Source organism: Vibrio sp. R12-SW3-ISO1 (genome assembly GCF_059834005.1).
Map to the genome: position 1 here is coordinate 1 of NZ_JCBDGK010000004.1, position 24,184 is coordinate 24,184.

General features: G+C 48.6%; 18 protein-coding genes. 11 read left to right on the forward strand and 7 right to left on the reverse strand.

Annotation, left to right across the window (positions count from 1 at the left end; genetic code table 11):
• From AC6R0R_RS00995 to AC6R0R_RS01045, 11 genes are all read left to right on the forward strand, one after another.
• A partial coding sequence (locus AC6R0R_RS00995; RefSeq protein WP_500625358.1) for a LacI family DNA-binding transcriptional regulator occupies positions 1 to 602 on the forward strand: 602 nt, incomplete at its 5' end.
• Positions 603 to 762: 160 nt separating this feature from the next.
• Positions 763 to 2,001 carry an extracellular solute-binding protein gene (locus AC6R0R_RS01000; RefSeq protein WP_500625359.1) on the forward strand — a complete coding sequence of 413 codons (1,239 nt, stop codon included), beginning with the start codon at positions 763 to 765 and terminating at the stop codon, positions 1,999 to 2,001.
• 12 nt (positions 2,002 to 2,013) lie between these two features.
• Positions 2,014 to 3,108 (forward strand): carbohydrate ABC transporter permease, encoded by a 1,095-nt coding sequence (locus tag AC6R0R_RS01005; protein ID WP_500625360.1) that lies wholly within the window; start codon positions 2,014 to 2,016, stop codon positions 3,106 to 3,108.
• Positions 3,101 to 4,519: a carbohydrate ABC transporter permease gene (locus tag AC6R0R_RS01010; protein WP_500625361.1), complete on the forward strand. Its 1,419-nt coding sequence runs from the start codon at positions 3,101 to 3,103 to the stop codon at positions 4,517 to 4,519. Before AC6R0R_RS01005 ends, AC6R0R_RS01010 begins: the two co-directional genes overlap by 8 nt.
• A gap of 18 nt (positions 4,520 to 4,537) precedes the next feature.
• Complete coding sequence (locus AC6R0R_RS01015) at positions 4,538 to 6,880, forward strand: glycoside hydrolase family 65 protein (RefSeq protein WP_500625362.1); 2,343 nt, start codon at positions 4,538 to 4,540, stop codon at positions 6,878 to 6,880.
• On the forward strand, positions 6,873 to 7,508 hold the full coding sequence (gene pgmB, locus AC6R0R_RS01020) for a beta-phosphoglucomutase (protein WP_500625363.1): 636 nt from the start codon (positions 6,873 to 6,875) through the stop codon (positions 7,506 to 7,508). Before AC6R0R_RS01015 ends, pgmB begins: the two co-directional genes overlap by 8 nt.
• A gap of 70 nt (positions 7,509 to 7,578) precedes the next feature.
• The gene (locus AC6R0R_RS01025) at positions 7,579 to 8,712 is read left to right on the forward strand and encodes an ABC transporter ATP-binding protein (protein WP_500625364.1); all 1,134 of its coding nucleotides are present in this window, start codon (positions 7,579 to 7,581) and stop codon (positions 8,710 to 8,712) included.
• Between the two features lie 177 nt (positions 8,713 to 8,889).
• Positions 8,890 to 9,894: an OmpG porin family protein gene (locus AC6R0R_RS01030; RefSeq protein ID WP_500625365.1), complete on the forward strand. Its 1,005-nt coding sequence runs from the start codon at positions 8,890 to 8,892 to the stop codon at positions 9,892 to 9,894.
• Positions 9,895 to 10,063: 169 nt separating this feature from the next.
• Positions 10,064 to 11,545: a glycoside hydrolase family 32 protein gene (locus AC6R0R_RS01035; RefSeq protein WP_500625366.1), complete on the forward strand. Its 1,482-nt coding sequence runs from the start codon at positions 10,064 to 10,066 to the stop codon at positions 11,543 to 11,545.
• Positions 11,539 to 13,464, forward strand: a complete 1,926-nt coding sequence (locus AC6R0R_RS01040; RefSeq protein WP_500625367.1) for an alpha-amylase family protein — start codon at positions 11,539 to 11,541, stop codon at positions 13,462 to 13,464. Before AC6R0R_RS01035 ends, AC6R0R_RS01040 begins: the two co-directional genes overlap by 7 nt.
• Positions 13,464 to 14,024: a sugar O-acetyltransferase gene (locus AC6R0R_RS01045; protein WP_500625368.1), complete on the forward strand. Its 561-nt coding sequence runs from the start codon at positions 13,464 to 13,466 to the stop codon at positions 14,022 to 14,024. Before AC6R0R_RS01040 ends, AC6R0R_RS01045 begins: the two co-directional genes overlap by 1 nt.
• Here the strand turns inward: AC6R0R_RS01045 and AC6R0R_RS01050 are convergent, their stop codons facing one another.
• The 7 genes from AC6R0R_RS01050 to AC6R0R_RS01080 form a co-directional block, all read right to left on the reverse strand.
• Positions 14,025 to 16,241 (reverse strand): bifunctional diguanylate cyclase/phosphodiesterase, encoded by a 2,217-nt coding sequence (locus tag AC6R0R_RS01050; protein WP_500625369.1) that lies wholly within the window; start codon positions 16,239 to 16,241, stop codon positions 14,025 to 14,027.
• Positions 16,242 to 16,265: 24 nt separating this feature from the next.
• Entirely contained in the window at positions 16,266 to 17,225 is a 960-nt protein-coding gene (locus AC6R0R_RS01055; protein WP_500625370.1) for a phosphate/phosphite/phosphonate ABC transporter substrate-binding protein, read from the reverse strand.
• A gap of 247 nt (positions 17,226 to 17,472) precedes the next feature.
• Complete coding sequence (gene gtfA, locus AC6R0R_RS01060; protein ID WP_500625371.1) at positions 17,473 to 18,948, reverse strand: sucrose phosphorylase; 1,476 nt, start codon at positions 18,946 to 18,948, stop codon at positions 17,473 to 17,475.
• A gap of 66 nt (positions 18,949 to 19,014) precedes the next feature.
• Positions 19,015 to 20,106, reverse strand: a complete 1,092-nt coding sequence (locus AC6R0R_RS01065; RefSeq protein WP_487903477.1) for an ABC transporter ATP-binding protein — start codon at positions 20,104 to 20,106, stop codon at positions 19,015 to 19,017.
• A gap of 27 nt (positions 20,107 to 20,133) precedes the next feature.
• A complete protein-coding gene (locus AC6R0R_RS01070; RefSeq protein WP_500625372.1) occupies positions 20,134 to 21,324 on the reverse strand; it encodes a carbohydrate ABC transporter permease in 1,191 nt (396 codons plus the stop codon).
• Positions 21,324 to 22,334: a carbohydrate ABC transporter permease gene (locus AC6R0R_RS01075; protein WP_487903479.1), complete on the reverse strand. Its 1,011-nt coding sequence runs from the start codon at positions 22,332 to 22,334 to the stop codon at positions 21,324 to 21,326. The genes AC6R0R_RS01070 and AC6R0R_RS01075 overlap by 1 nt, the downstream gene beginning before the upstream one ends.
• 121 nt (positions 22,335 to 22,455) lie before the next feature.
• On the reverse strand, positions 22,456 to 23,808 hold the full coding sequence (locus tag AC6R0R_RS01080) for an ABC transporter substrate-binding protein (protein ID WP_500625373.1): 1,353 nt from the start codon (positions 23,806 to 23,808) through the stop codon (positions 22,456 to 22,458).
• Between the last annotated feature and the right edge of the window lie 376 nt (positions 23,809 to 24,184).

Sequence of the window (24,184 nt, forward strand, 5' to 3'; positions counted from 1 at the left end):
GTATCACCACGAATGATGATCGTATTGCAATGTGTAAGCAATTAAATCTCCCTTACGTTTGCATTGGAATGTGTGAAGGCTCATTTTGGGTTGCACCGGATGATTTCAATGGGGGACGAGCAGCGACGCAACATTTAGTGGATAAGGGACTCACTAATATATGTTTCGTCACTCCCACAACGTATGGCGATGGTTACCAATTTCGTCATCAAGGTTACATGTCTGTCATGGCAAATAATGCGCTGCCTGTTCGAGAGCTAAGAACAGGGGCTGAGCCTCTAGGTGAAATTGCCGCTTATCGCTTTTTTATGTCTATGGATAGTAAACAACTTGAAAGCTACCAAGGGTTTGTCTGCGAGTGCGATGAAACGGCCCTCGGTGTCATGGCTGCCCTTAGTGATAGAGGTTACGATATTCCCGGTGACTTTGCATTAGTAGGCTACGATGGGTTGCCGGGTATCTCAAACAGCCTAACCACCATAGTCCAAGATACGGATATGATTGCTCAACGAGCAGCCATCATGCTCGAAAAAGCGATGATGGGTGAACACCCAGTGGGTTCTATTGTGCCTGTGGACCTGAAAATCGGGAACACAACGTAACCATTCCTTTTTTGATTTAGGTTGGATAAAAGCGTGCTATTAGTCACGCTTTTTCTATTTATACAATGGATATTTACGTAATGTGATCCAATTAACGTAAGCGCTTACGTTAATTCTGCATAATACCCTCGAACTAAGAACGAATGGATTTGAGGGCAACATGAAAAAAACGACATTAGCAGTATCCCTACTTGCTGCTAGCCTATCAGCACACGTTACTGCAAAAACCGATATCACCATTGCTGGCTGGGGTGGTAATGACGTCGTCGTACTCAATAAACTGGTGAACGAGGTCCTTGCAGACGATTTTGAACAAGCCGGACTCAATATTAAATATCAGGCGATTGAGGGGGACTTCTCACAATTTATCACTAATTCACTTTCGGCAGGCACTGCCCCTGACGCTTTCTATATTGATATCGTTTTTGCTAACACGTTAGTTAAGTCGGGTAAGGTAGCGCCGAACAACGCGGATCTTAATACTCTATCCAACGAACTTATTCCAAGCCTAAACAGCGCGTTTACGCTTGAAGATGCACAATACGGCATTGCGAAAGACTTCAATACTATCGCGCTTCAATTCAACAAAGATATTTTCGATGACGCTGAAGTTGACTACCCAACAAACGATGACTCTTGGGAAGACTTGCGTACCAAGCTTCTTGAAGTGAAAGAAGTATTGGGTGACGAAGTTTCTGGAATCTGCGTAATGCCTGACTACGCACGTTTCGCACCTTTCGCATTGGCAACGGGTTGGAAGCCTTTCAATGAAAATGGCCAAACGATTCTAGATGAGAACTTCGAGCGTGCCTTTAACTTCTACACAGGTCTTGTGACGGAAGATAAAGTGGGCATTCTGGCGACAGACCTTGGTCAAGGTTGGGGCGGTGGCTGTTTTGGCACTGAAGAAACAGCAGTAGCACTAGAGGGTAACTGGATCAGCGGTTACCTGCGCGACAAAGCGCCAAACTTGCCTTACGGCACAACGCTTATGCCTACTGATCCTGTTAGTGGCGAGCGCGGCAACTTGTTGTTCACGGTTGCATGGGGCGTAAACGCCGATGGTAAGAACATCGAAGCGACGCAAAAAGCGGTAAAGATCCTAACTAGTCAGAAAGCTCAAGAATGGGTTTTGGATTCTGGTTTAGCACTGCCAAGTCGTGAAGCTCTAGGCGAGTCTGAATTCTTCGCTCAGCAAGATTCAGAAAGTGAACTAGCCAAACAAGTCTTTGATGGCGCTCTCAACGGAAATGTAGAGCCTTTCGCGTTTGGTGATTACGGTACAGCATGGATGACCCCAATTAACGAAGCGTTAAATTCAGTTCTACTGGGTCAGATGTCGCAAAAAGAAGCGATTAAAATGGCTCAGGAACGTTATAACGCTCTAACAGTAAACTAAACGGGGCGTTGGATGAACTCTTTACGTTTACGCCAACAAGTCTACGGATGGCTCTTAGCAGGGCCATTTGTACTGACGTTGGTAATCTTTTTCCTTTATGCATTAGTCAGAACGGTCTATTTCAGTTTCACGGAATACGATCTGTTTTCAGAAGCTGTTTGGGTAGGCTTGGGTAACTTTAAAGCCCTGCTTTCAGACGATCTGTTTTTACTTTCGCTGGCAAATACAATCTGGTTCTCTCTTATTGTAACCAGTATTCAAACGGTCTTAGCGCTTGGTTTAGCCATCTTGGTGAATTCGAAGATTCGAGCCAAAAGCTTCTTTAGAACAGCTTTTTACCTGCCGAGTATTTTGTCTAGTGCAGCCGTTACGTTGATCTTCATTTGGTTCTACCAAAAGAATGGCTACTTAAATGGTTTTGTTACGGACGTGGTGAATCACTTCCCGCATCTTAGCTGCTTTGTGTTGATTGCAATGGCAACTCAGTTTGTACTAGTGACTAAAGATCGTTTGAAAGGCTTACCGGTAAGTTGGTTTGATCCGGCATGGGCGATTTTATCTTTCATCATTGCGGGTGTGGGAACATTCGTGGCAAGCGCGATGGGCTGGGTGTCGGTGACAGACGCTGTTGTTGAGGTGAACTGGTTAAATACACGTGACCATGTTGGGCCGATGCCGCTTACGCTGTGGGCTATCGTGATTCAGAATATCTACACCACGATTCCAACCTTCATGTTGCTGTTCCTAGCGGGCCTACAAGGTATTCCAGGTGAGCTTTATGAAGCGGCGCATATTGATGGCGCAAACAAGTGGCAACAACACTGGAACATTACGATTCCTCAACTTGCACCAGTGACATTCGTTGTTGTGACCTTCTCAATCATCGGCACACTGCAAATGTTTGACCAAGTCGCACTGCTGGGTTCAGCAGCACCGCTGGAATCACGTATTACGCTGGCTTACTACGTTTACCACAACGCCTTCCCACCGGGTGGCACGCCACAAATCGGCATGGCAAGCGCAGCAGCTCTAATACTGGCAACCATTACATTAGCCGTGGTTTACCTGCAAAAACTCTTCGGTATTAAGGAGAAAGCAGATGGCTAACTCAATGACAAACACTCAAAAGTTAGACGATAAACCTATGGCATCTATGGCTGAGGTCGCTAAGTTCCAAGCACGTCGCCGCTGGGCAAAAGTGGCTTGGGTTTACACCGCGCTACTGGCTATTGCCACCATCATGTTAGGTACGTTCGTTGTTGCATTCCTAGCGAGTTTGAAAGATGACCCACTTGAGCAACCATTTAAGTTTAGTTTTGCTCAGGTTCAACCAAGCAATTGGAGCGCTGCTTACCTACTTGGTAAACAGGGTAATGATGCGCCTATGTTTGGTGGCTTTGCTCCGGGTGCAGAGGTTGACTTCACCGTGACTTACGCGGTGGAAGAGGGCAAAGAGCTAGCAGTACCAACTATTGAAGTACCGCGTCGCCGACCTGGTACCGGCATGGCTGCTGCGACGGTCACTGACTTTGCATCTGACTACGCTGTGGTATCTGAGCCAAAGCTGGTGGATAGCAACGAAGAGGTGACGTTCATCGAGCGCCGCGGTCGTCGCGAAATCGAAAAAACAGGTCACAGCCAAACGTGGGCATTCACTATTAAGTATGACGGTGAGGGGCCAGAGGTGGCAACGCTACCGCTAACAGTCGAAGCGCCACGCGGCCAGATTCTAATCGACAGCACACTCGCACCAAGCAAGATGGAGCGCCGTGGCCGAGTCGCTGCATGGGACAACGCTGCACCGGGTTTGATTGGTTATGTCTTTAAGTCTTATGTTCGTGTTTACACCGAATCGGTAAGTCTTGATACCGGCAAGAGCTTGTTCATGAGCTGGACCATCAACTCGTTTCTCATTGCGATTGGTAAAGTGATTTTAACTCTGTTCTTTGCCTGTACTGCGGGCTACGCCCTAGCAAGACTGAAGTTCACTGGAGCACGTGCAGTATTTGCCTTCATGTTGTTTAGCATGATGATTCCGGGGCAAGTGACCTTTATCTCGAACTACCTTATCTATCGAGAGATTGGCTTACTGAATACGCCTTGGGCCGTGATAACTGCCGTGGTGGCATCCGGGCAAGTTCTTATTATGAAGCAGTTCTTTGAAAACATACCAAAAGAGCTGGAAGAGGCCGCGATTGTCGATGGCGCAAGCCCAGCGGTGATTTTGTGGAAAGTGTTTATGCCATTGGCTAAGCCAGCCATCTTGTCGGTAACAATCCTTGGTTTCCAAGGTGCTTGGAACGACTTCTTCTGGCCGCTGGTGGTGATAAATAGTCCAGCAGATGCGTTCACGCTACCCGTTGGTCTATTGAGTTTACGTAACGCTTATGGCGTAGCAGGTGACTGGAACCTGATATTGGCGGGAGCATTCCTGTCGACAATCCCAGTACTCATTGTGTTTATGGTTTTTCAACGTTACTTCGTTGGTAACGATATTTCTTCCGCTGTTAAAGGTTAATTCTCGGGGATATTTAAGATGTTAATGAATTACACTGCTGGTCAAGGCGAACTTAAAAACTGGATCGTTGAAGAGACGGCATTTGACTCAGCATTCCAAGGTAAATGTGAAGTAGTAATGAGCCAAGGAAATGGCTACATGGGCGCACGTAGCTCAACGGAAGAAAAATACGTGGGACAGGTTCGCAACCTTTTCGTTGCGGGTACATACAACAAATTTGATGAAGATGAAGTAACAGAGCTGCCAAACGCGGCAGACATGAGCGCTATCGAAATCTTCATCGATGGTCGTCGGTTCCACCTAGAAACGGGTGAAGTGAGCAACTACTCTCGTCGTCTAAACGTGAAAAACGGTGAACTTATCCGTGAGTTCACGTGGACAAACACAGAAGGTAAGAGCTTCGAGATGCGCTTCCGCCGCTTCTTCTCGCAAGCAAACCTTCATCTAATGGCGTTCGATGTTCAAGTTAAGGCTGTGAACAGCGATGCGAAGATTGAAATCCGCTCTGGTGTGGATGCGCAACTTTCAAACTCGGGTGCACAGCACTTCCACGAAGGTGAAAAGCGTATCTATGATAAGCGATTCATTGAGCTTCTACAGCACACCACAGAGAGCAAAGTAGACTTCGTTTTCCTAACGTCTCACCGCTACTTTGTAAACGGTCAAGAAACTGAAATCGACCCAGGTCTACAGATGGATCGCCGTAAAGTATGGCTTAACATCCACCACGATTTGAAAGCGGGCGACACATTCGGTACTGAGAAAGTGGGTGTGGTACACACTTCACGTGACAAGCAGTTTGATGTTGAAGGCTACGAACTACAAGCGCTACGTGACCACGCGCTGACAGACCTAAAAGCAAACGCAGACCGCAGCTTCGACGAGTTACTAGCAGACAGCGCGGCTGAATGGGACAAGCGTTGGGCTGGTATGAACATCACTATCGGTGGTAACGACTTTGACCAACTGGCGATTCGTTTTGCTCAGTACCAACTGAACATCTTCACGCCAATGCACGATTCTCGTTTCGGTATCGGTGCGAAAGGTCTGTCTGGCGAAGGCTACAAAGGCCACTCGTTCTGGGATACAGAAGTCTTCATGCTTCCGTTTTTCATCTACACCATGCCAGAAGTGGCTCGCAGCCTGCTAGAGTACCGCTTCCGCACGCTAGGTGGGGCACGTAAGAAAGCAGCAGATAACGGCTACCTTGGTGCACAGTTCCCATGGGAATCAGCACTAACAGGTGAAGAAGTCACGCCAGTATGGGGTGCAGTAGACATCATTACAGGTAAGTCGACGAAGATTTGGTCTGGCTTTATCGAGCAGCACATCACGTGTGACATCACTTACGCATTGTGGCAGTACTACCAAATCACAGGCGATCAGAAGTTTATGGACGACATGGGCTACGAGATCATGTTCGACACGGCTACGTTCTGGACCAGCCGCCTAGATTGGCTAGAAGACCGCAACATGTGGGGTATCTGTGACGTAATCGGTCCTGATGAGTACAAAGAGCACATCGATAACAACGCGTTTACTAACTACATGGCAGTAGAGAACATCAAACTAGCGATTCGTTACTACGAAGATCTAGAAGCGTCGAACCCAGAGCTACTGGCTAAGCTGTCTGACAAGCTAAACCTAGTGGAAGCTCGTCAAATGTGGCTAGACCGCGTAGACAACATCTACCTACCCAAGCCACGTGCTGAAGATAAGGTAATCCCACAGGATGACACTTACCTACAGAAAGAAATCATCGACCTGACTAAGTACAAAGAGCAGCCATTCGTTGGTGGTCTGTTCCAAGACTACAACCTAGAACAGGTTAACGACATGCAGGTTTCTAAGCAGGCGGACATCATGGTGTTGTTCCTGCAGCAAGAAGATAAGTTCGACCTAGAAACTAAGATTGCTAACTGGAACTACTACGAGCCTAAGACACTGCACGATTCATCGCTTAGTCTTTCTACGCACTCAGTATTGGCCTCAGATGTAGGTAACCCAGAGCTTTCTTACGACCTGTTCCAGCAAGCAGCATCTATCGATATTGGTCAAAACATGAAGAGTTCTGATCACGGCATTCACGCGGCGTCTATCGGCGGCATGTGGCAGTGTGTGGTTTACGGCTTCGGAGGTGTTCGTATGCTAGGTGGCAACCTGCGTATTAACCCTAACCTTCCTAAGCAATGGGAAAGCCTGAACTTCCCAATCTACTGGAAAGGTGAGCGTCTAGAAGTGACCGTTGACCAAGAGCAAGTTCGTATCGAGCGCCCTGAGTTCAACGGCCAAGCACTAAACATTGAAGTTGCAGGCGAGCCACGTGTTATCGATTCAACAGAGGTGACGTTCAATGTGTAAGGCATTTATTTTCGACCTAGATGGCGTTATCACGGATACGGCTGAGCTGCACTACCAAGCGTGGCAACGTATGGCGAACGAAGAAGGCTACTACTTCGACCGTGAAATCAATGAGCAGCTACGTGGCGTATCTCGTCAAGCCTCGCTGAACATCATCTTGAACGGCAAAGAGATCAGCGAAGAAAAGTTTGCTGAGCTAATGAAGCGCAAGAACGATTACTACGTGGATCTGCTGAACACGATTTCTGCAAAAGACGTTCTACCGGGTATTGAGCAATTCCTACTTGAGCTAAACGCACGTGGCATCAAAGTGGCACTGGCATCAGCAAGTAAGAATGCTCGCCCAATTTTGCATCGTCTTGGCTTAACGCCGCTGTTTGATGCAATTGGCGACGGTTGGTCGGTAAACCGCTCTAAGCCGGCACCAGATGTGTTTATTCATGCTGCGGGCCAAGTTGGAGTCAACGCTGACGAATGCATCGTGGTTGAAGACGCAGAAGCAGGCGTCGATGCAGCGAAAGAAGCGGGCATGCGTGTTGTTGGCATTGGCCCTGATGACCGAGTTGGTCACGCAACATGGCGTTTCGACGACACTAAAAGCATGAACTTAGGCGCAATCCTAGGTTAAGCATAAGAAGAGTGATGGGCAGTGGTGAAAGCCACTGCCCACAACCACCAATAATTATTAAGGTAGAACAATGGCACGTTTAGAACTGAAGAACATCAATAAAATTTATCCAGATGGTGCGCATATCATCAAGGATGCCAACCTGACCATTGAAGACGGTGAATTTACAGTATTCGTTGGGCCATCAGGCTGTGGTAAGTCAACCATGCTGCGTATGGTCGCAGGTTTGGAAGAGATTTCATCAGGGGACATGTGCTTAGACGGTGAGGTGGTTAACAACCTTTCACCAACCGATCGTGGGATTGGCATGGTGTTCCAATCTTATGCGCTTTACCCGCACATGACGGTCTACGAAAACATCGCTTTTGGCCTAAAACTGGCGAAGAAAAGCAAAGACGATATTGATTCAGCAGTACGTCAGGTAGCGGAAATGCTAGAGCTGACAAACCTTCTGAAACAAAAACCAAGTCAACTATCGGGTGGTCAGCGTCAGCGTGTGGCTATTGGGCGCGCTATTGTGCGAAATCCGAAACTCTTTTTGCTCGATGAGCCCTTGTCAAATCTTGATGCTTCATTACGAGTGCGCATGCGATTACAGCTTGCTGAGTACCACAAAAAGCTGAAATCAACGGTGATCTATGTGACGCACGATCAAGTGGAAGCGATGACATTAGCGGACAAAATTGTTGTATTGCGTTCGGGCGTAGTAGAACAAGTCGGTTCGCCTTTAGAACTGTACTATTTTCCGAAAACGTTATTCGTTGCCGGCTTTATTGGTTCACCAAAAATGAACTTGCTACCCGCTACGCTGCTTAGTGCTTGTGATGAGCAGGCAACGGTTGAGGTAGGGGATTACACTTTCCAAGCTGGTGTAAATGCAAAAGGGGCGACAGAAGGTGCACTGATGACACTCGGGATTCGCCCGGAAGACATTCATTTGGATGAAGAAGGTGTCGGGGTGATTGTTGAAGGTTTTGAGCGTCTTGGTACGGAATCTTTGCTCTACACAACGTTGGTGAGAGGTGGTCAAGAGGTCTTGGTTCGTGTACCTGGTACAGTTAAAGTCGATATTGGCCAGCGCTTAAATATCCGCATTCCGGCAGAAAAATGCCATCTATTTGACAGCAAAGGTAAAGCGTATAGGCGAGGCATGACACTGAATGACTTGATCACCTTGCCTCCGCAAATTAAGCGCGCAAGCTAATATAACTTCAAATAAAACAATTATAAAAAAGCCCGCTTGGCGGCGGGCTTAGGGTTCACTGCACTCAAAATTCACGGTTTTGAATGTGGTACTTAATGCCTGTTGGCGCAGGCATCCAGTGACACTACCCCGTTGGCGCGGGGTAGACAGTAACAATGTGATAATAAGGTAATCATCATGAAAAAAACAGTAGTGGCATCATCTGTTCTCTTTAGTTTGGCTCTATCTAGCTCTGGTTGGGCAGATGAGCTGGCAGCCCCCGAAAAAGAAAAGCAACTAGCGCAAAAAATTGAGCAACTCAAATCAGAGTACTCCAATGCTGAGCTCTTGACCGCGCTCGATGTCCCCAAAAGTGAAGAGAGTAAGTTTCATGGAACGCTTGGTTCGAATATCGAAGTGGAACGTGTCATCCGTGACGATGGTGTCAATGAAGGAAAACTGAAATATACAATCGCGCAGGGAAGTTTTAGGCATGATGATTTGCCAGGGTGGGACTTTGGCTTCTATTCAGGTCGTGAGGAACTATTCAATGGCAACTTGAAGCATGCCGACTACAACCGAGGCGTAAACTCAATCCAAGAAATCTATGTTAACCGTAGTTACAACCATGAAAAAGGTAATATTGGTTGGGGATTGAAGTTAGCCGGTGAGAGTATTGACCAACGCACTACTCCGGGCGGTAAAGTGTTTGGTTCTTACCAACTGACAGATCGTTTAGGTATGCATGGTTACGCGCTTTACCACGTGGAATACAAGCGTGGCACGGGGGAGTTCCCGTACTGGGAAGTTGAGCCAGGCTTTAGCTACAAAATCAATGACAACACGGGCGCATGGTTGAATTTCCGTTACCAAGAAGGTCAATGGAAGGCAAAAGATGGTTACTCTGAAACAGAGACTGAGTGGATCATTAAACCAGGTATTTGGCATAACTTCGGTAAACTTTCTGCGTCATTGTGGGGGGAGTTTGGTTCATTCGAAAAGAGTGTTGACGCAACAGGCGCTCATGCGTGGACGGAAGACTACTCTAAGCTAGGCGTATCTGCCAACTACCCACTTTCAAAGAGCTGGCGCATGTTTGGTGAGGCAAGCTATAAGAAAATTGACTTCGCTAGCGGTCCGCAACGTGATGAGTTCGATGGTTACATTCCTCTATTTATCTTAGGTGTGAACTACAGCTTCTAACCGCGCAAGAAATCCCTCCTTCGTCGCAAGGAGGGAACCCCACTCTTTTTCAATGTTTCTAGTTTTGGACCAGCATTGGCTGCGTAGCGTCCGTTTTGGGAGCCTGTTCCGGCTCCATTTTTCGTCGCGTCCAAACCTAGAAATATTTACAACAACATTGGATTGGCTTATGAGCGAACAGTATCGCCCTTTATTGCATATGACGCCTAACTCAGGTTGGATGAACGATCCAAACGGATTGGTGTTCTTCAATGGTCATTATCACCAGTTCTACCAGTATTACCCAAGCGATACGGTTTGGGGACCAATGCACTGGGGACACAAAATCAGCACCAACTTGATAGATTGGCAAGAGCTTGAGCCTGCACTGTATCCAGATGAATCTGGCATGTGCTTCTCCGGTAGTGCAATTGTCGATTGGCACAACACCTCAGGTTTATTTGAGGTTGGCAAACCAGGCTTATTGGCGTTCTACACCTCGTTCATTCAACCTAAAGCGACGTTGGCTGATGGCACTGAAATTGAAGATCCAATTCAGCAGCAGTCTCTCGCTTATAGCCAAGATGGCATGATGTGGAAGAAGTTCGCCAATGGCGCACCGATCATTACTGCACGGGGTAATCCGGATTTCCGTGACCCTAAGGTGATTTGGCATGAGCAAAGCCAAGCGTGGGTGATGGTGGTGTCTTGCGGTCAACATATCGAGTTCTACCGTTCGACCAACCTATTGGATTGGCGTTTAGTGAGCGAGTTTGGCTACCGTCATGGTGCGCACAGTAAAGGCCCGTGGGAATGCCCAGACTTGTTTGAACTGGCTATCGAAGGCTCACAAGAAACACGTTGGGTATTGGTGGTTGGCATCGGTGAAGGCGCTCACTGTGGCGGTGCAGGTACGCAGTATTTTATCGGCGATTTTGATGGCGAAACCTTCATCAATCACAATCATCCAGAGACCGTGTTGTGGCTCGATTTCGGTCGTGATTACTACGCGACTCAGTCTTTCTCTGATATCCCTGTTGAAGACGGTCGCCGTATCGTCAGTACATGGATGAGTAATCATCAGTACTCGCTTGAGCTACCAACCCAAGAGTTTCGCAGTTCGATGGCTATGCCTCGTGAGCTGTTCCTGTTTGAAGGGAAAGCAGGGTTACGTGTTGGACAACGCTTTGTGAGAGAGCTTAATCAGGCGTTAAGTCTTGATGTGCAAACGCCAGAGCCAAGTGACGAACAAGCGATTAGTCTTTACAGCCTACAAGAAGTCATGAAGTTCAGCGCTGATGTGACGCTACAAGATAGCCAAACGTTGCACCTGAATGTGTACCAAGACAATCCAGCTTACTTTGAGTTTGTTTGTGTCGAACAAGGCATAGAAGTGCGCTCTGTACGTCGCGGTCAGTTTGGCTCGGAACGCATTGATGAACACTTCCCACACGATTACCGCGTGACCTTACCGATTGAGAATGAATTCCAAGTCGAAGTGTTGATCGACAAAGGCTCAGTCGAGTTGCTGCTCAATGCTGGCCAATTCAGCTTTACCAACCTTGTTTACGCCAAAGAGACGCAAGCAAGTGTCGCCCTAAACGTGGATAGCGGCTCGCTGGCACTGCGCAACGTTCAAGTGTCTAGCTTGGCAGGAGAGAAAACATGTTAAACGAACGACAAACCCAGCAAGCACTGCAGCAAGTTCTTGATTCGGTTGAATTGCCAAAGTTAACCAAAAAAGATGAGAAGGTATTTCTTGAACGTCTGGCGCAGTATTTTCCATCTTTAGTTGGGCAACTGCACTCGCTTTATGGTGAACGTTATGACTTCTTCTTGCATCTACAAAAGCTGGTGGTTGTGCTTGCCAAAGCCTTTGCAGGTCGCAAACGCAAATGGAAGAACTTGGATGAGAAGCGTCTCGGTAATCCAAGTTGGTACCGCAGTGAAAAGATGCTCGGTATGGCGGTGTATGTGGACTTGTTTGCGGGTGATTTGAAAAAGCTACAATTGAAGATCCCGTACCTCAAGTCTCTGGGGATTAACTATCTTCACCTGATGCCGCTTTACAAAGCACCAGAAGGGGACAGCGATGGCGGTTATGCGGTATCGGATTACCGCAAGGTCGATCCAAAGCTAGGCACAGAGAAAGATCTGGCGCAGTTAGCAGAGGCATTGAGTGATGAAGGCATCAGCCTAGTGCTGGACTTCGTGTTCAACCACACCTCTGATGAACACTACTGGGCAGATCAAGCGCGTAAGGGCAACCCTGAGTTTGAAGATTTTTACTACTTTTTCACCGATAAGCAAGAAGTGGATGAGTACAACCAAACCTGTCGCGAGATCTTCCCAACCGTTCGTCGTGGCAGCTTCACTTTCTTAGAAGATGTAGAGAAGTACGTTTGGACGACATTCAACAGCTTCCAATGGGATCTTAACTACTCAAACCCAGCGGTGTTCAATGCGATTACCGATGAGATGTTGTTCCTAGCCAATATTGGTTGTGAAGGTCTGCGTTTGGACGCGTTGGCGTTTATTTGGAAAGAGAAATGGACCCAATGTGAAAGCTTGCCGAAGGCGCATACTCTGATTCAGTGTTTCAATACCTGTTTGCAGATTGCAGCGCCTGCCGTGTTATTCAAATCAGAAGCGATTGTGCACCCGGACGAGGTGGCACAGTACATCGACAAAGAAGAGTGTCAGTTGTCCTACAACCCACTGATGATGGCGCTGATGTGGGAAAGCTTGGCAACACGTGAAACCAAGCTACTGACAGCATCATTAAAGAAAAGCTTTGAGATTTCAGATGCGTGTTCATGGGTGAACTACATTCGTTGTCACGACGATATTGGCTGGACGTTTGATGATGCAGTCGCTGAGCAGCTTGGCATTAATGGCTATGAGCATCGCCGCTTCCTAAACCAGTTCTACACTGGCAAATTCGACGGTTCATTCTCTCAAGGTGTGCCATTCCAAGAAAACCCAACTACGGGCGATTGCCGCGTATGTGGTTCTTTGGCCTCTCTTGCTGGGTTAGAAAAAGCAATAGAAGCGGATGATGCAAAAGCGATTGAGCACGCATTGATGCGTATTCGTCTGCTTAACAGCATCAACTTGAGCATCGGTGGTATTCCGCTGATTTATCAAGGTGATGAACTAGGTATCTTGAACGATCACAGCTACTTGAATGATGAGTTTAAACGCGAAGATGCGCGCTGGGTGAACCGCCCTCAAATTAGCGCAGAAGCGGTCGCATTGGCAGAAAGCAAAGGCAGTTATCAGTATCGCATCAATCAAGACCTCCAACAGATGATAGCACTACGTAGAAATCACCCAGAGTTTGGTAATGCAAAAACAGAGATTTTAGAAACGTATCGTTCGCAACTTTTTGCTTACTGCCGGACGAACGCAAAGGGTGAGCAACTTCTCGCTATCTGTAATTTTGCCGAATCCACGCAATCAATTCCGGCGTCAATATGCGATATTTTGGGGTCAAGGCGAACCCGAGATTTACTGTCTGGTAAGCAACTGGTCGGTGAAGATATTTTGCTCGAAGCATATGATGTGCTTTGGTTAAAGGTAACTGAGTGATGAGAACCGAAAAACAAAAAATGCTCGCTGGTGAGCCGTACAATGCGTGGGACGAGACACTCTACCAAGAGCGTATCCGTTGTAGAGAGCACTTACTCAAGCTCAACAACACGATTCCCAACAGCCCAGAATGGCGCGAGGCGATCGACAGCCTGCTGCCTGATGCGGGAGAGGCCTATTTAGAGCCGCCGTTTCGTTGTGATTACGGCAGTAATATTCATGTGGGTAAAAACTTCTACGCTAACTTTAACTGCGTGATTTTGGATGTGGCGCCGGTGTACATTGGCGATAATGTGTTACTCGCCCCTAATGTTCAGCTTTACACCGCTGGCCACCCGTTGGATGTCAAAGGGCGTGTGGAAGAGGGGGTTGAGTTTGGTACCACGATTACCATTGGTGATAACGTCTGGCTAGGCGGTGGTGTGATTGTTTGCCCAGGAGTCACCATTGGTGATAACACGGTTATCGGGGCGGGCAGTGTTGTGACGAAAGATGTTCCGGCGAATGTTGTTGCCGCTGGTAACCCGTGCCGCGTGATTCGCGAGATTGAGCAGCGCTAGTTAGCCATGATCTCGAAGCGTCGGGGGAACCACGGAGAGCGTGGCGCTCTTCCCGGCGCTCATTTCTTCTGCTTGTTGGTAGAGAATGCGGCTGATGGCCTCGGCGTAAACAGGTTGCGAATAAAGATACCCTTGGCCGAGTTCACACTGCTCGCTGCGTAAGTAGCGTGCTTGCAGCGCGGTTTCTATGCCTTCAGCCACCACTTTGATATTCATCTGCTGAGCCATTGAAATCACGGCCGAGCACAATGCGCGATCATTCTCATCCTCTTCAATATCAGACACAAAGCTGCGGTCGATTTTCAAACCATCGACGTTGAATTCTCTCAGATAGGCGAGCGACGCGTAACCTGTCCCAAAGTCATCCAACCATACTTCAATACCCAATTGGCGGATTTTATCCAGCGTTGTTTTGGCTTTGTCCATGTCTAGCATTAAGGCGGTTTCCGTCACCTCGACGTGCAGATGCGAGGCGTGAAGCTGATGTTTGTCGACCAGTTCCGCTAGGCGTGCGGCAATGTCTTGGTTGTAAATCTGCTTGGCAGAGAGGTTGATCGCAACATGAAAATCATCCGTGTGCGGTAACTGATGCCACTTGTTCAGTGCCAGACACACTTGTTCCATAATCCACTGGCCGAGAGGCAGAATCAGCCCAGTGGATTCTGCGACGGGGATAAACTCGCTTGGCGCGATTAACCCTCTGGCTGGGTGATTCCAGCGAATCAGCGCTTCAACGCCGATGACTCGACCTGTTTGCATATTCACTTTCGGCTGGTAGTGGATTTCAAACTGAGAAAAGTCGATGATTGCCGCCCGCAACTCTCGTTCAATCACGCCGCGATTGAGTACTTGATATTCCATCTCTGCGGTGAAATGGCAGTAACGCCCTTTGCCTTGCGTTTTGGCGGCGTACATCGCGATGTCGGCGTTTTTGACCAGTTCCTCGGCGCTTTGGCCGTTGGCAGGGAAGAGGGCAATACCAACACTAGCGCCAACGACCACGGATTCGTTGACTCCTTTGAGTAATATCGGTTCTTCAAACAGGTGTACCAGGCGCTGCGCGATGTCACCGGCTGCGTGTTGATCAATGTGAGGAATACAGAGTAAAAACTCGTCCCCGCCGACGCGGGCAATTAGGCTATTTTCTTTGGCGTGACGACTGAGTAGATTCGCGACAAAATCGCTGTGACGTAAGTTCTCGCTAATTTTGCTCGCGACACTGCACAATAACTCATCGCCGGCTTGATGACCTAAGTTGTCATTGATGCGTTTGAATTCATCCAAGTCGAGGAAAAGAATCGCGAACGTCAGTGATTTGACTTTACTTTGTGCGAGTAGCTCGTCAACAAAACTCAAAAATTGAGTGCGATTTGGCAGCTTAGTCAACGGGTCGTTATAGGCGAGAAATTGGATCGCCTCTCTACGTTCTTTAAGGCTCGTATCCATCTTATTGAACGCTTGCGCCAATTCACCAAGTTCATCATTGCGCTCGATGTTATTTAAATTTTCATATTGACCGCGACTAATACGTTGAGAGTGACGCACTAATTTAGTGATCGGATTGATCAAGGTATTTGCCATGACAATCGAAATAAGAAAGCTCACAACACACATCACCGCGGTGACGACTATGATGAAAAAGGTGCTGTGCTCAGTACTGGCTTGGTTGATTTGATGGATGATCGCTTGATTCTCTGCGATGTCGTGTTGAATAGCGTCTAGCGAGTAAACCATCATTACTCCGCCAAGCAGTTCTTGATTGAGAACGAGGGGGCGAGCAATCGTCAATGTACTGCCATCATGCTCTAGGTAGCCCACCTGTTTTTTGAGTACGCTTTCGTAGACCGCTTGATCATCAAGTGGCATGCCGTACTCGTTGCCTTCTCGACTACCTCGGTGAATTACAATGCCTTTAAAATCAAATACTTTAACTTCTTTTGTAGATTGGTTTTGCAAGGTAGGCTCGAGTATGTTTTCTATTCCATCCAGATCATAGAAATACATGGGATTAAGCAGGGCTTCAGTCAGGTAACTCATGGTGTGTTCGGCTTGGCTTTTCGCATAGCCGATAAAACGCTGCGCCATGTGCTGTCCGTTTTCTTCTAGTACCTTGGCATTGTAATGGCTGTTGATGAGCCATTGAGAGAGTGCAAAACTCCCTAGCGTGAGAATCACGGCGAGCATATTACCCACGACCAGTTTACTCTTGAGTTTCATCCTATTGCCTCGTCATGCTGGTCACTAACGACCTAGATATTGGTCGACGAGGGCTTTCTGTTGCAGGGACCAGACGATGCTCTGTTCTATGTCGTCGGTAATGGGGTCAAACTTTGCTGTATCCTTGTATTTTTTGAGTGGCAGCGCGGCGCTAGGGTCTTGGTCTGCCAAGAAGAGGACTTGGCTTATCGCTTGTTTGAGATCGGGGTCCATGTCAGGTCGAACGAGCATAAACGCACGCGGCACAGAGGGGCTAGTGTAGATGACGCGCAACTGCACTTTGATTGGAGCCGGAATTTCTTTCTCCCAGTCGATATCACTGAACGCCGCAGCGGACACGATTTTACGATGTACCCAACTCATCATATTGGACTCACCACCCGCAGATGAGAACTCATCGGAAAAGAAGTAGCCAATTTTATCTGCTGGCGGCAGATCGCGCGGTGAAGTCACTTCATGCAGCGGATAGCCTTGTTCTATGAGCGCAGAGATAGGAATTAGAAATGCGCTGGTGGAGTTACGATCCTCAAAGACAATCACTTTGCCCACCAAATCATCCAAGGTATGGATGTCGGAGTCTTGATGAACGAAAAACAGCGAGGCGTAGTTGGCCACCCCGTTTTTCCAGCGACGCGCAATCATTTCAGCATGGCTGTACTTAATGAGATCGTCTGAGGCATACACCGTCTCTGACACGATATCCACTTGGCCACTTTTGACCCAATTGGATAGCTGAAGGTTGGTTTTGGCCACCACGACTTTGGCTTGCACAATACCGTGTTGATGGAGGTTCGCCGCTAAGTAATCGGCAAAGGGCTGCGCACGTTTAAAGGCTTTCTTCGGGTTCGAGCTAAGCGTGCCAAGAATAAGGGTTTGCTCACGCGTAATCTCAGGTGATTCGCTCGCTAATACGCGAGGTAGACTCAACAGCAACGCGACGGACAAGGCGGTAAGGGCAATGTGAACCCAGTGGCGTGGTGTCATAACTCTCCCCTTATTTGAAGAAGATACACGTAACTGTCTGCGCAGTGTTTTAAACAAATGAACAACTGACTTAATAAATTAAGTCTAGTGTGACTCCTAATATTGAGCAATATGAATGATAAATTGCTCATCAAGCTTGAGCGAAAGTTCACGGTTTACAATGTAAATGCTAGGAAGAAAAAGGCTTCTCATGCTGAGAAGCCAGTTCAATGAGTTTATAGAGTGCGGTGTGAAGGCCACAGGATGCTTAACGCTCGTCTAGCCACGTTTGCAAATCGAACGTGCGTATATTGCCTGCATCCTCAAGGTGAATCTGCGCTCTGCGAGTTGCCAAATCAAGTTGAAGCGTTGCGCGACTGTCTAAATGTACCCATTCCATCGTGAGGTTTGAACCCTCGCCAGCCACGCTAAAATTGCCATCAAACGCGGTGCTGCGATTACGCAATCGAATCAGTTCACACAAGGCGTTGACGACAGGCTTGCCTCGTTCAGAGGCTAACTGCGCTGGTGTGAGGTAAGGGCGATTGATGTCTCGACCCACTTGAGTACGATGGAGCAGGGCCATGTCGTTGTGCATCGCCAACAAACCGCCGTAGTAGACTTGAGGAACGCCGGGGCTGAAGAACTGAATGGCTCTCGCCACCAAATAATCAAAATCGCATCGCCCTAGTGCGTCATAGTAGCTGCAATTGACTTGATAGAGATCGAGGTTATTCGCCGCGCTGCCTGTTGCCTGCTGACTTTCTCCTTGGCTCTTTTGATGAATGGTCTCGACGAGCCGATCGATTTGTTCCGCGTTGAGTAACCCCGGTTTGTCACCTTCAGGACCAGCGTCGATGATGCCGATGCCATCGTGTGTATCGAGCACGGTTAAACAGTTTCGTGGTGCGATCGTCAGCCACTTGACCAACGCCTCGACATTATTGCTATAGAGGGTGTGTAGGACCAGTGGCGGCAGAGCAAAGTCGTAGACACGATTGACTTTGCTCGCCACGTCAATTTGGGTTTTATAGTGGCTATGAATTTCAGCCACGGTCTCCATGCCAAGTGCGTTGGCGCGCTTGGACAACGCATCGATAAACGCAAAGGTATCCTCAATCATAAAACAGGAGGTGCCCGCGCGTTTAATCGCATAGCCTGCAGCGTCAAGGCGAATGATTTTTACACCGTTATCAGCAAATAGGGTCAGTACGCGCTCAAGGTAGGCTTGACCCGCTTGCGTTTCCACATTGATGTCGATTTGGTTGTCAGTGAAAGTGGTCCAAAAGTTGACGGATTCACCGCTGGCGAGGGTTTTTGCGCTAAAACAACTGCCCGGACGAGGGCGATAGATCCGCTTAGCTTGCTCTTCACTGATGCCATCTGGAAACAGATCGCGCTCTTTAAGAAACATCGACCAATACTCAGAGGCTTCGCCTTTCTCCAGCACATCCAAAAACTCGGGTGATTGGCCAGAGGCATGGTTGACGATAAGGTCGGCCATGATTTCAACGTCTTTGCCAAGTGCGTTGAGATCGGGCCAATCGCCAAGCCTTGGGTCGATTTGTGCATGATCAATGGGATCAAATCCCGCGTCGCTACCATCAATTGGGTAATAGAACGGCAAAATATGCACGCCGCCAAAGAGGTCGCTCAGCGTGTTGCTGAGTGTGTTGCGCAGCGCATGAAGACCGCCACCCGTTAGGCGGTCTGTGTAAGTGATTAACTGAACTTGGTTTTTCATCGGATTCTCTTTTTTACACTCTCTTGTCCAAACTCTCTTGTTCAAACAGGGTGAGCGATAGACACACTAAAGATGTTTCAGTGAGATACCTTGTTGGTTGAACAAGTGAATCTTATCGGGCTCTGCGGTCAGTTTAATTTGCTCGCCTTTGTGATAGTCGAGAATACCCGGCAGTTTGGCGACGATGGACTCATCATGATTGGGCAGCTGAATGTGCAGCAGCGTGACTTCACCGAGCGATTCGACAAACAGCACCGTGCCCGTCATCAGTTCTTGCCCCTCGGCGGCGACGCGAAAATCTTCTGGGCGAATGCCCATTTGTAAGGTGTCGCCAACTAATGCGCTCTGAGCTGCGATTGGGACGGTAATGGTGAGGCCGCTTTCGGCTTTGATTTGAGACTCGCTGCCTGCCGCTTCAAGAGTGACTGGGCTAATGTTCATCGCAGGTGAGCCAATAAAGCGCGCAACAAACACGTTCGCTGGATTGGTGTAGAGTTCCAGTGGGGTGCCGACCTGTTCAATCTTGCCTGCTGACAGTACCACAATGCGATCGGCGAGCGTCATGGCCTCGACCTGATCGTGCGTCACGTAGATCATCGTGGTTTGCTTGAGCTCCTCTTTTAAGTTGGCAATCTCAATACGCGTTTGTACCCGCAGCGCCGCGTCGAGGTTAGAGAGTGGCTCATCAAAAAGGAAGACTTTTGGTTGGCGTACAATCGCGCGGCCAATCGCCACTCGCTGTCTTTGCCCACCGGACAGCGCTTTCGGTAAACGGTCGAGGTAAGGTTCTAGTTGCAGCATGCGCGCGGCTTCCATTACTCGCTCATGGATCGCTTCTTTTGACTCTTTCGCGATGCGCATCGCAAATGCCATGTTGTCGTAAACCGTCATATGCGGGTAGAGGGCGTAGGTTTGAAACACCATCGCAATACCGCGCATCGCGGCAGGCAAATCGTTGACTTTCGCCCCTTCAATAAACAAATCGCCAGAGGTGATTTCTTCCAATCCCGCAATCATGCGCAGCAAGGTGGATTTACCACAGCCTGATGGCCCGACAAAGACGATAAATTCGCCTTGATCAATCTCCAAATCGACACCGTGAATGACTTGGGTGTCACCGTAGGCTTTTTTTACGTTGGTCAGTGTTAATCCTGTCATTATCAATTCTCTTCAATCCTTGGCTGGTTATTTCACAGAGCCAGAAAGCAATCCGCGCACTAAGTAGCGCTGCAAGGCAAAAAATACGGTCAGTGGTACAGCAATTGAGACAAAGGCTGAGGCCGTGAGGATCTCCCAGTTACCGCCACGCGAGCCGAGCAGTTCGCGTAAGCGGGCGGTGAGCACCATGTGCTCTTCTCCTGTGCCTAAGAACACCGTCGCGACCAGTAAGTCATTCCATACCCAAAGGAATTGGAAAATGCCAAAAGAGGCAAGGGCAGGGAAGGAGAGTGGCAGTACGATGCGCATAAAGATCTCAAAGTCTGTCGCACCGTCTACCTTGGCGGACTCAATGATCTCCCTTGGTAGGCTAGAGATGTAGTTGCGCAGCAGATAAATCGCCAGTGGCAGACCAAAGCCGGTGTGCGCAAGCCAGATACCGAGATAGGTTTTCGCGCCCACGCCAAAGAAGGCACCAATGTCGTTGTAGAGACGTAGCAACGGGATCAGTGACATCTGCAATGGCACCACAAGCAAGCCAACGACCATAGCAATCAGCAGGTTGCGACCGGGCATCTTCATCCAAGAGAGCGCATACGCAGCGTACGCAGCGATCAAAATCGGGATGATGGTAGCGGGAATCGTCACGGTGAGTGAGTTAATGAATGAGCGTCCAATCCCCTCTGCGGTCAGTACCTCGCGGTAGTTATCTAAGCCAAACTTGGGCGGCACGACGGCGGTATAGAAAATACGTTTGCCACGTGAGCCTTTGAACGGCTCGTTTGAGACCATTTCATAGTGACCATCTTCAGTGACGGTCAATGTCCCGTCGTTCATCTCGGCCACGTCGCCGGGTTGGTAAGCGGTCGGCTCTCTTGAGGAGAAACCAAATGCTTTAATATCAACAGGCTCACCATCAAGCAGCAGTTGCCCGGCAAGTACATACTGATCGCCCCGTTGAATTTGTGTGTCGGGATCGCCGGTGCGATCGACGAGGTTTTGTTCTGATGCGGTAAGGGATGTCCACCAACCACTCAGGGCAAGCTGATCTTTATCTCTGAATGAGGAGATGAACAAGCCTGCGGTCGGCAGTGTCCAAAGAATTACGATGACGAGCACAGAAAAGTGGACAAGAAAGGTCAGCGGTGAGCGCCTAAGTTTACTCAGGCTAAACTTGGCTTGGCTCACATTGGGTGCTGTAGTTTGAGGCTGAGACATTAACGATCCTCCATTTGAGCGCTGGCTTGGCGCATGTTCCACACCATAACAGGAACAACCGCGACCATGATCACCACGGCAATCGCCGCGCCGCGGCCAAAGTCACCGCCGCCTCTAAACATCCAGTCGAACATCATGTTCGCCAGCACCTGTGTACTCCATTGACCGTTGGTCATGGCAAGGACGATATCGAACACTTTCAGCACTAAGATGGTGATGGTGGTCCAGACCACAGCAATGGTGCCCCAAATCTGTGGAATGAGTATTTTGAAGAAGATTTGCACGCCATTGGCCCCATCAAGGACCGCCGCTTCCACCGTCTCTTCGGGAATACCGCGCAGCGCGGCTGAGAGAATCACCATCGCAAAGCCGGTTTGAATCCAAATTAAGATCACCATCAAAAAGAAATTATTCCAAAAAGGGAGGGTAATCCATGCTTGCGCCGTACCGCCGAACAGTTCGACGATGGCGTTTAAAATACCGATTTGTTCTGAGCCTGACGCACGATAGTCATAAACGAACTTCCAGATGATCGACGCACCGATAAAGGAGATGGCCATCGGCATAAAAATCAAGCTTTTGGCAATATTGCCCCAGCTGACTTTATCGGTCAGCGCCGCGATCACCAAGCCAAAGAAGGTCGAGGCAGCCGGTACGACCAATAGCCACAATAGGTTGTTGAACAGGGATTCACGAAACTCCGGATCGTTAAACAGCCAGGTGTAGTTACTCAAGCCTACAAACTCAAAGCCGTTTCGATCGTGCAGTGATAACACCACAGATTCAAAAACGGGATAAATAAGGTAGAGGCCCAAAAACGCCAACGCTGGGCCAAGAAAGAGCCAAGGGCGAATCGCTGCGGCGCGACGCAGGTTTTGCGCCATAGTCTGATTGGAAACCCGACGAGTCGGGAAGATCACGCTAAGTAACCAGTTGGTGCCGACAAAGTAGACCACGCAACTGGCGACGCCTAGCGCCATGATAAATAAAGAGGAATAGAGTTGCTCCATCACGACCTCAACTTGGAACCCTTGCCGACAGAAAACGCTTAGCTGACTGTCGAGGGTTGAACATCAATACGGCAGTCTCATCAGCGGGCTACCTTGGGTAGCCCGCATGGGATGAGATGAACTATTTGAGCGCATCCCAGGTTTTTTGGATGTCGTTGGCGACATCTTGCGCCGATTTACCGCCGCTGTAGTCGACCATGCCTGTCCAGAATGCGCCTGCGCCGATTTTACCTGGCATCAAGTCAGAGCCGTCAAAGCGGAAGGTTGTGGCTTGAAGTAAGATCTCACCTTGTTTTTTCAAGGTGTCGTTGCCGTACGCATCCACGTTAGCGCCTTTGTGCGGTGTTAAGAAACCAGACTGAGCCATCCAAATTTCATGCGCAATCGGCGATTGGAGGAACTCCATGAACGCGCGAGCCGCTTTGGAATCTTTGGTGATGCTCCACATGGTGCCGGCACCCAGTACCGGTTTACCTAAGTCTTTGGACTCATAAGCAGGGAAGTAGAAGAAGTCCGCATCCGCGCCCAGTTCCGTTCCTTCAGGGAAGAAGCTTGGAATGAATGACGCTTGACGGTGCATGTAACATTTGGCCGGAGAGGTAAAGAGACCTTTTGGCGAATCCCTAAAGTCAGTTGCAGCGACCGCACGCGCGCCGCCATCCACGTAGGCGTCGTTGCGAACAAACCAGCCGAATTCTTCAATTGCGCCGACCACTTTCGCGTCGTTGAATTTCAGCTCGTTGCTCACCCATTTGTCGTAATCTGCGGGTGATTGGGTGCGCAGCATCATGTCTTCTACCCAGTCAGTGGCTGGCCAGCCGGTTGCGCCGCCAGAACCTAGACCGACACACCAAGGTGTTTCACCATCTTTGACGATTTGATCGGTAAGCGCTTTAAGCTCTTCCATCGTTTCTGGTACTTCGTAGCCTGCGTCTTCAAAGTTTTCAGGCACATACCAAACCAGTGATTTCAAATCGACTTTATAGAAGAAGCCGTAGAGCGCTTCTTTGCCATCTTTGCCGGTAAATGTGCCCAGGTCGACCCAGGATGAGCCTGCCGCATAGTTATCATTAATCCAGTCGGCCATGGAAGGCTCAAGTGGCGTGAGGAAGCCTTTTGAGGCCAAATCAGCCGCAAGACCTGGCTGCGGGAAGATCGCAATGTTTGGCGCACTACCTGCTTGTACATCGATGGCGATTTGCTGCTCAAACGAGTCTGAGCCAGAGTATTTCACCACGGCGCCTGTTGCCGCTTCGAAGTAGGCGATAACGCTTTCCACCAGCTCCTTATCTTCGGTCAACCAAGGGCCGAATACGGTGACGGTTTCACCTTTTAAATCCATATTTTTGAGTGCTTCGTAGCTCTGCCAATTAAAGCGAGCGTCTTCACCCGGTGCGTACTTCAGTTCGGCGGCAAACGCGGAGGTACCAGAAATCGCGACCGCGATTGCACCAGCAAGTAGAGAGGTTTTCATCAGTAAGACTCCATGTATTCGATACCCTTTACCTTCAATGGGTTAGGGTGGGTTCAGATACTTTGTTTCATTGTTATAATTGATGTTATTCCCTAGACTTAACCCATCAAGATTCTATAACTTCTATAAAGACCAGAAATTTCTTAATCGATTAAGCTATCAATAAACAACATAAGACGTTATTTCAAATTCGCCTGTTTTTCTGCTCAATCTTGTGCTTTTGATCAAATTTTTCTCTGGTTTGCTGCTCACTCTATGACCGCTGTCAAACTAATCAATTTTTAGTGATTAAGTGAGTTCCTTATTTCTTCTTAATCGATTTAGAATTGTGACATATAACCCTGAACTATCGACGCCGTTGGTGTGGTTCACTCAG

Coding starts and splice junctions, on each gene's coding strand:
- AC6R0R_RS01000 (WP_500625359.1), top strand. CDS start 763: ATGAAAAAAACGACATTAGCAGTATCCCTACTTGCTGCTAGCCTATCA.
- AC6R0R_RS01005 (WP_500625360.1), top strand. CDS start 2,014: ATGAACTCTTTACGTTTACGCCAACAAGTCTACGGATGGCTCTTAGCA.
- AC6R0R_RS01010 (WP_500625361.1), top strand. CDS start 3,101: ATGGCTAACTCAATGACAAACACTCAAAAGTTAGACGATAAACCTATG.
- AC6R0R_RS01015 (WP_500625362.1), top strand. CDS start 4,538: ATGTTAATGAATTACACTGCTGGTCAAGGCGAACTTAAAAACTGGATC.
- pgmB (WP_500625363.1), top strand. CDS start 6,873: ATGTGTAAGGCATTTATTTTCGACCTAGATGGCGTTATCACGGATACG.
- AC6R0R_RS01025 (WP_500625364.1), top strand. CDS start 7,579: ATGGCACGTTTAGAACTGAAGAACATCAATAAAATTTATCCAGATGGT.
- AC6R0R_RS01030 (WP_500625365.1), top strand. CDS start 8,890: ATGAAAAAAACAGTAGTGGCATCATCTGTTCTCTTTAGTTTGGCTCTA.
- AC6R0R_RS01035 (WP_500625366.1), top strand. CDS start 10,064: ATGAGCGAACAGTATCGCCCTTTATTGCATATGACGCCTAACTCAGGT.
- AC6R0R_RS01040 (WP_500625367.1), top strand. CDS start 11,539: ATGTTAAACGAACGACAAACCCAGCAAGCACTGCAGCAAGTTCTTGAT.
- AC6R0R_RS01045 (WP_500625368.1), top strand. CDS start 13,464: ATGAGAACCGAAAAACAAAAAATGCTCGCTGGTGAGCCGTACAATGCG.
- AC6R0R_RS01050 (WP_500625369.1), bottom strand. CDS start 16,241: ATGAAACTCAAGAGTAAACTGGTCGTGGGTAATATGCTCGCCGTGATT.
- AC6R0R_RS01055 (WP_500625370.1), bottom strand. CDS start 17,225: ATGACACCACGCCACTGGGTTCACATTGCCCTTACCGCCTTGTCCGTC.
- gtfA (WP_500625371.1), bottom strand. CDS start 18,948: ATGAAAAACCAAGTTCAGTTAATCACTTACACAGACCGCCTAACGGGT.
- AC6R0R_RS01065 (WP_487903477.1), bottom strand. CDS start 20,106: ATGACAGGATTAACACTGACCAACGTAAAAAAAGCCTACGGTGACACC.
- AC6R0R_RS01070 (WP_500625372.1), bottom strand. CDS start 21,324: ATGTCTCAGCCTCAAACTACAGCACCCAATGTGAGCCAAGCCAAGTTT.
- AC6R0R_RS01075 (WP_487903479.1), bottom strand. CDS start 22,334: ATGGAGCAACTCTATTCCTCTTTATTTATCATGGCGCTAGGCGTCGCC.
- AC6R0R_RS01080 (WP_500625373.1), bottom strand. CDS start 23,808: ATGAAAACCTCTCTACTTGCTGGTGCAATCGCGGTCGCGATTTCTGGT.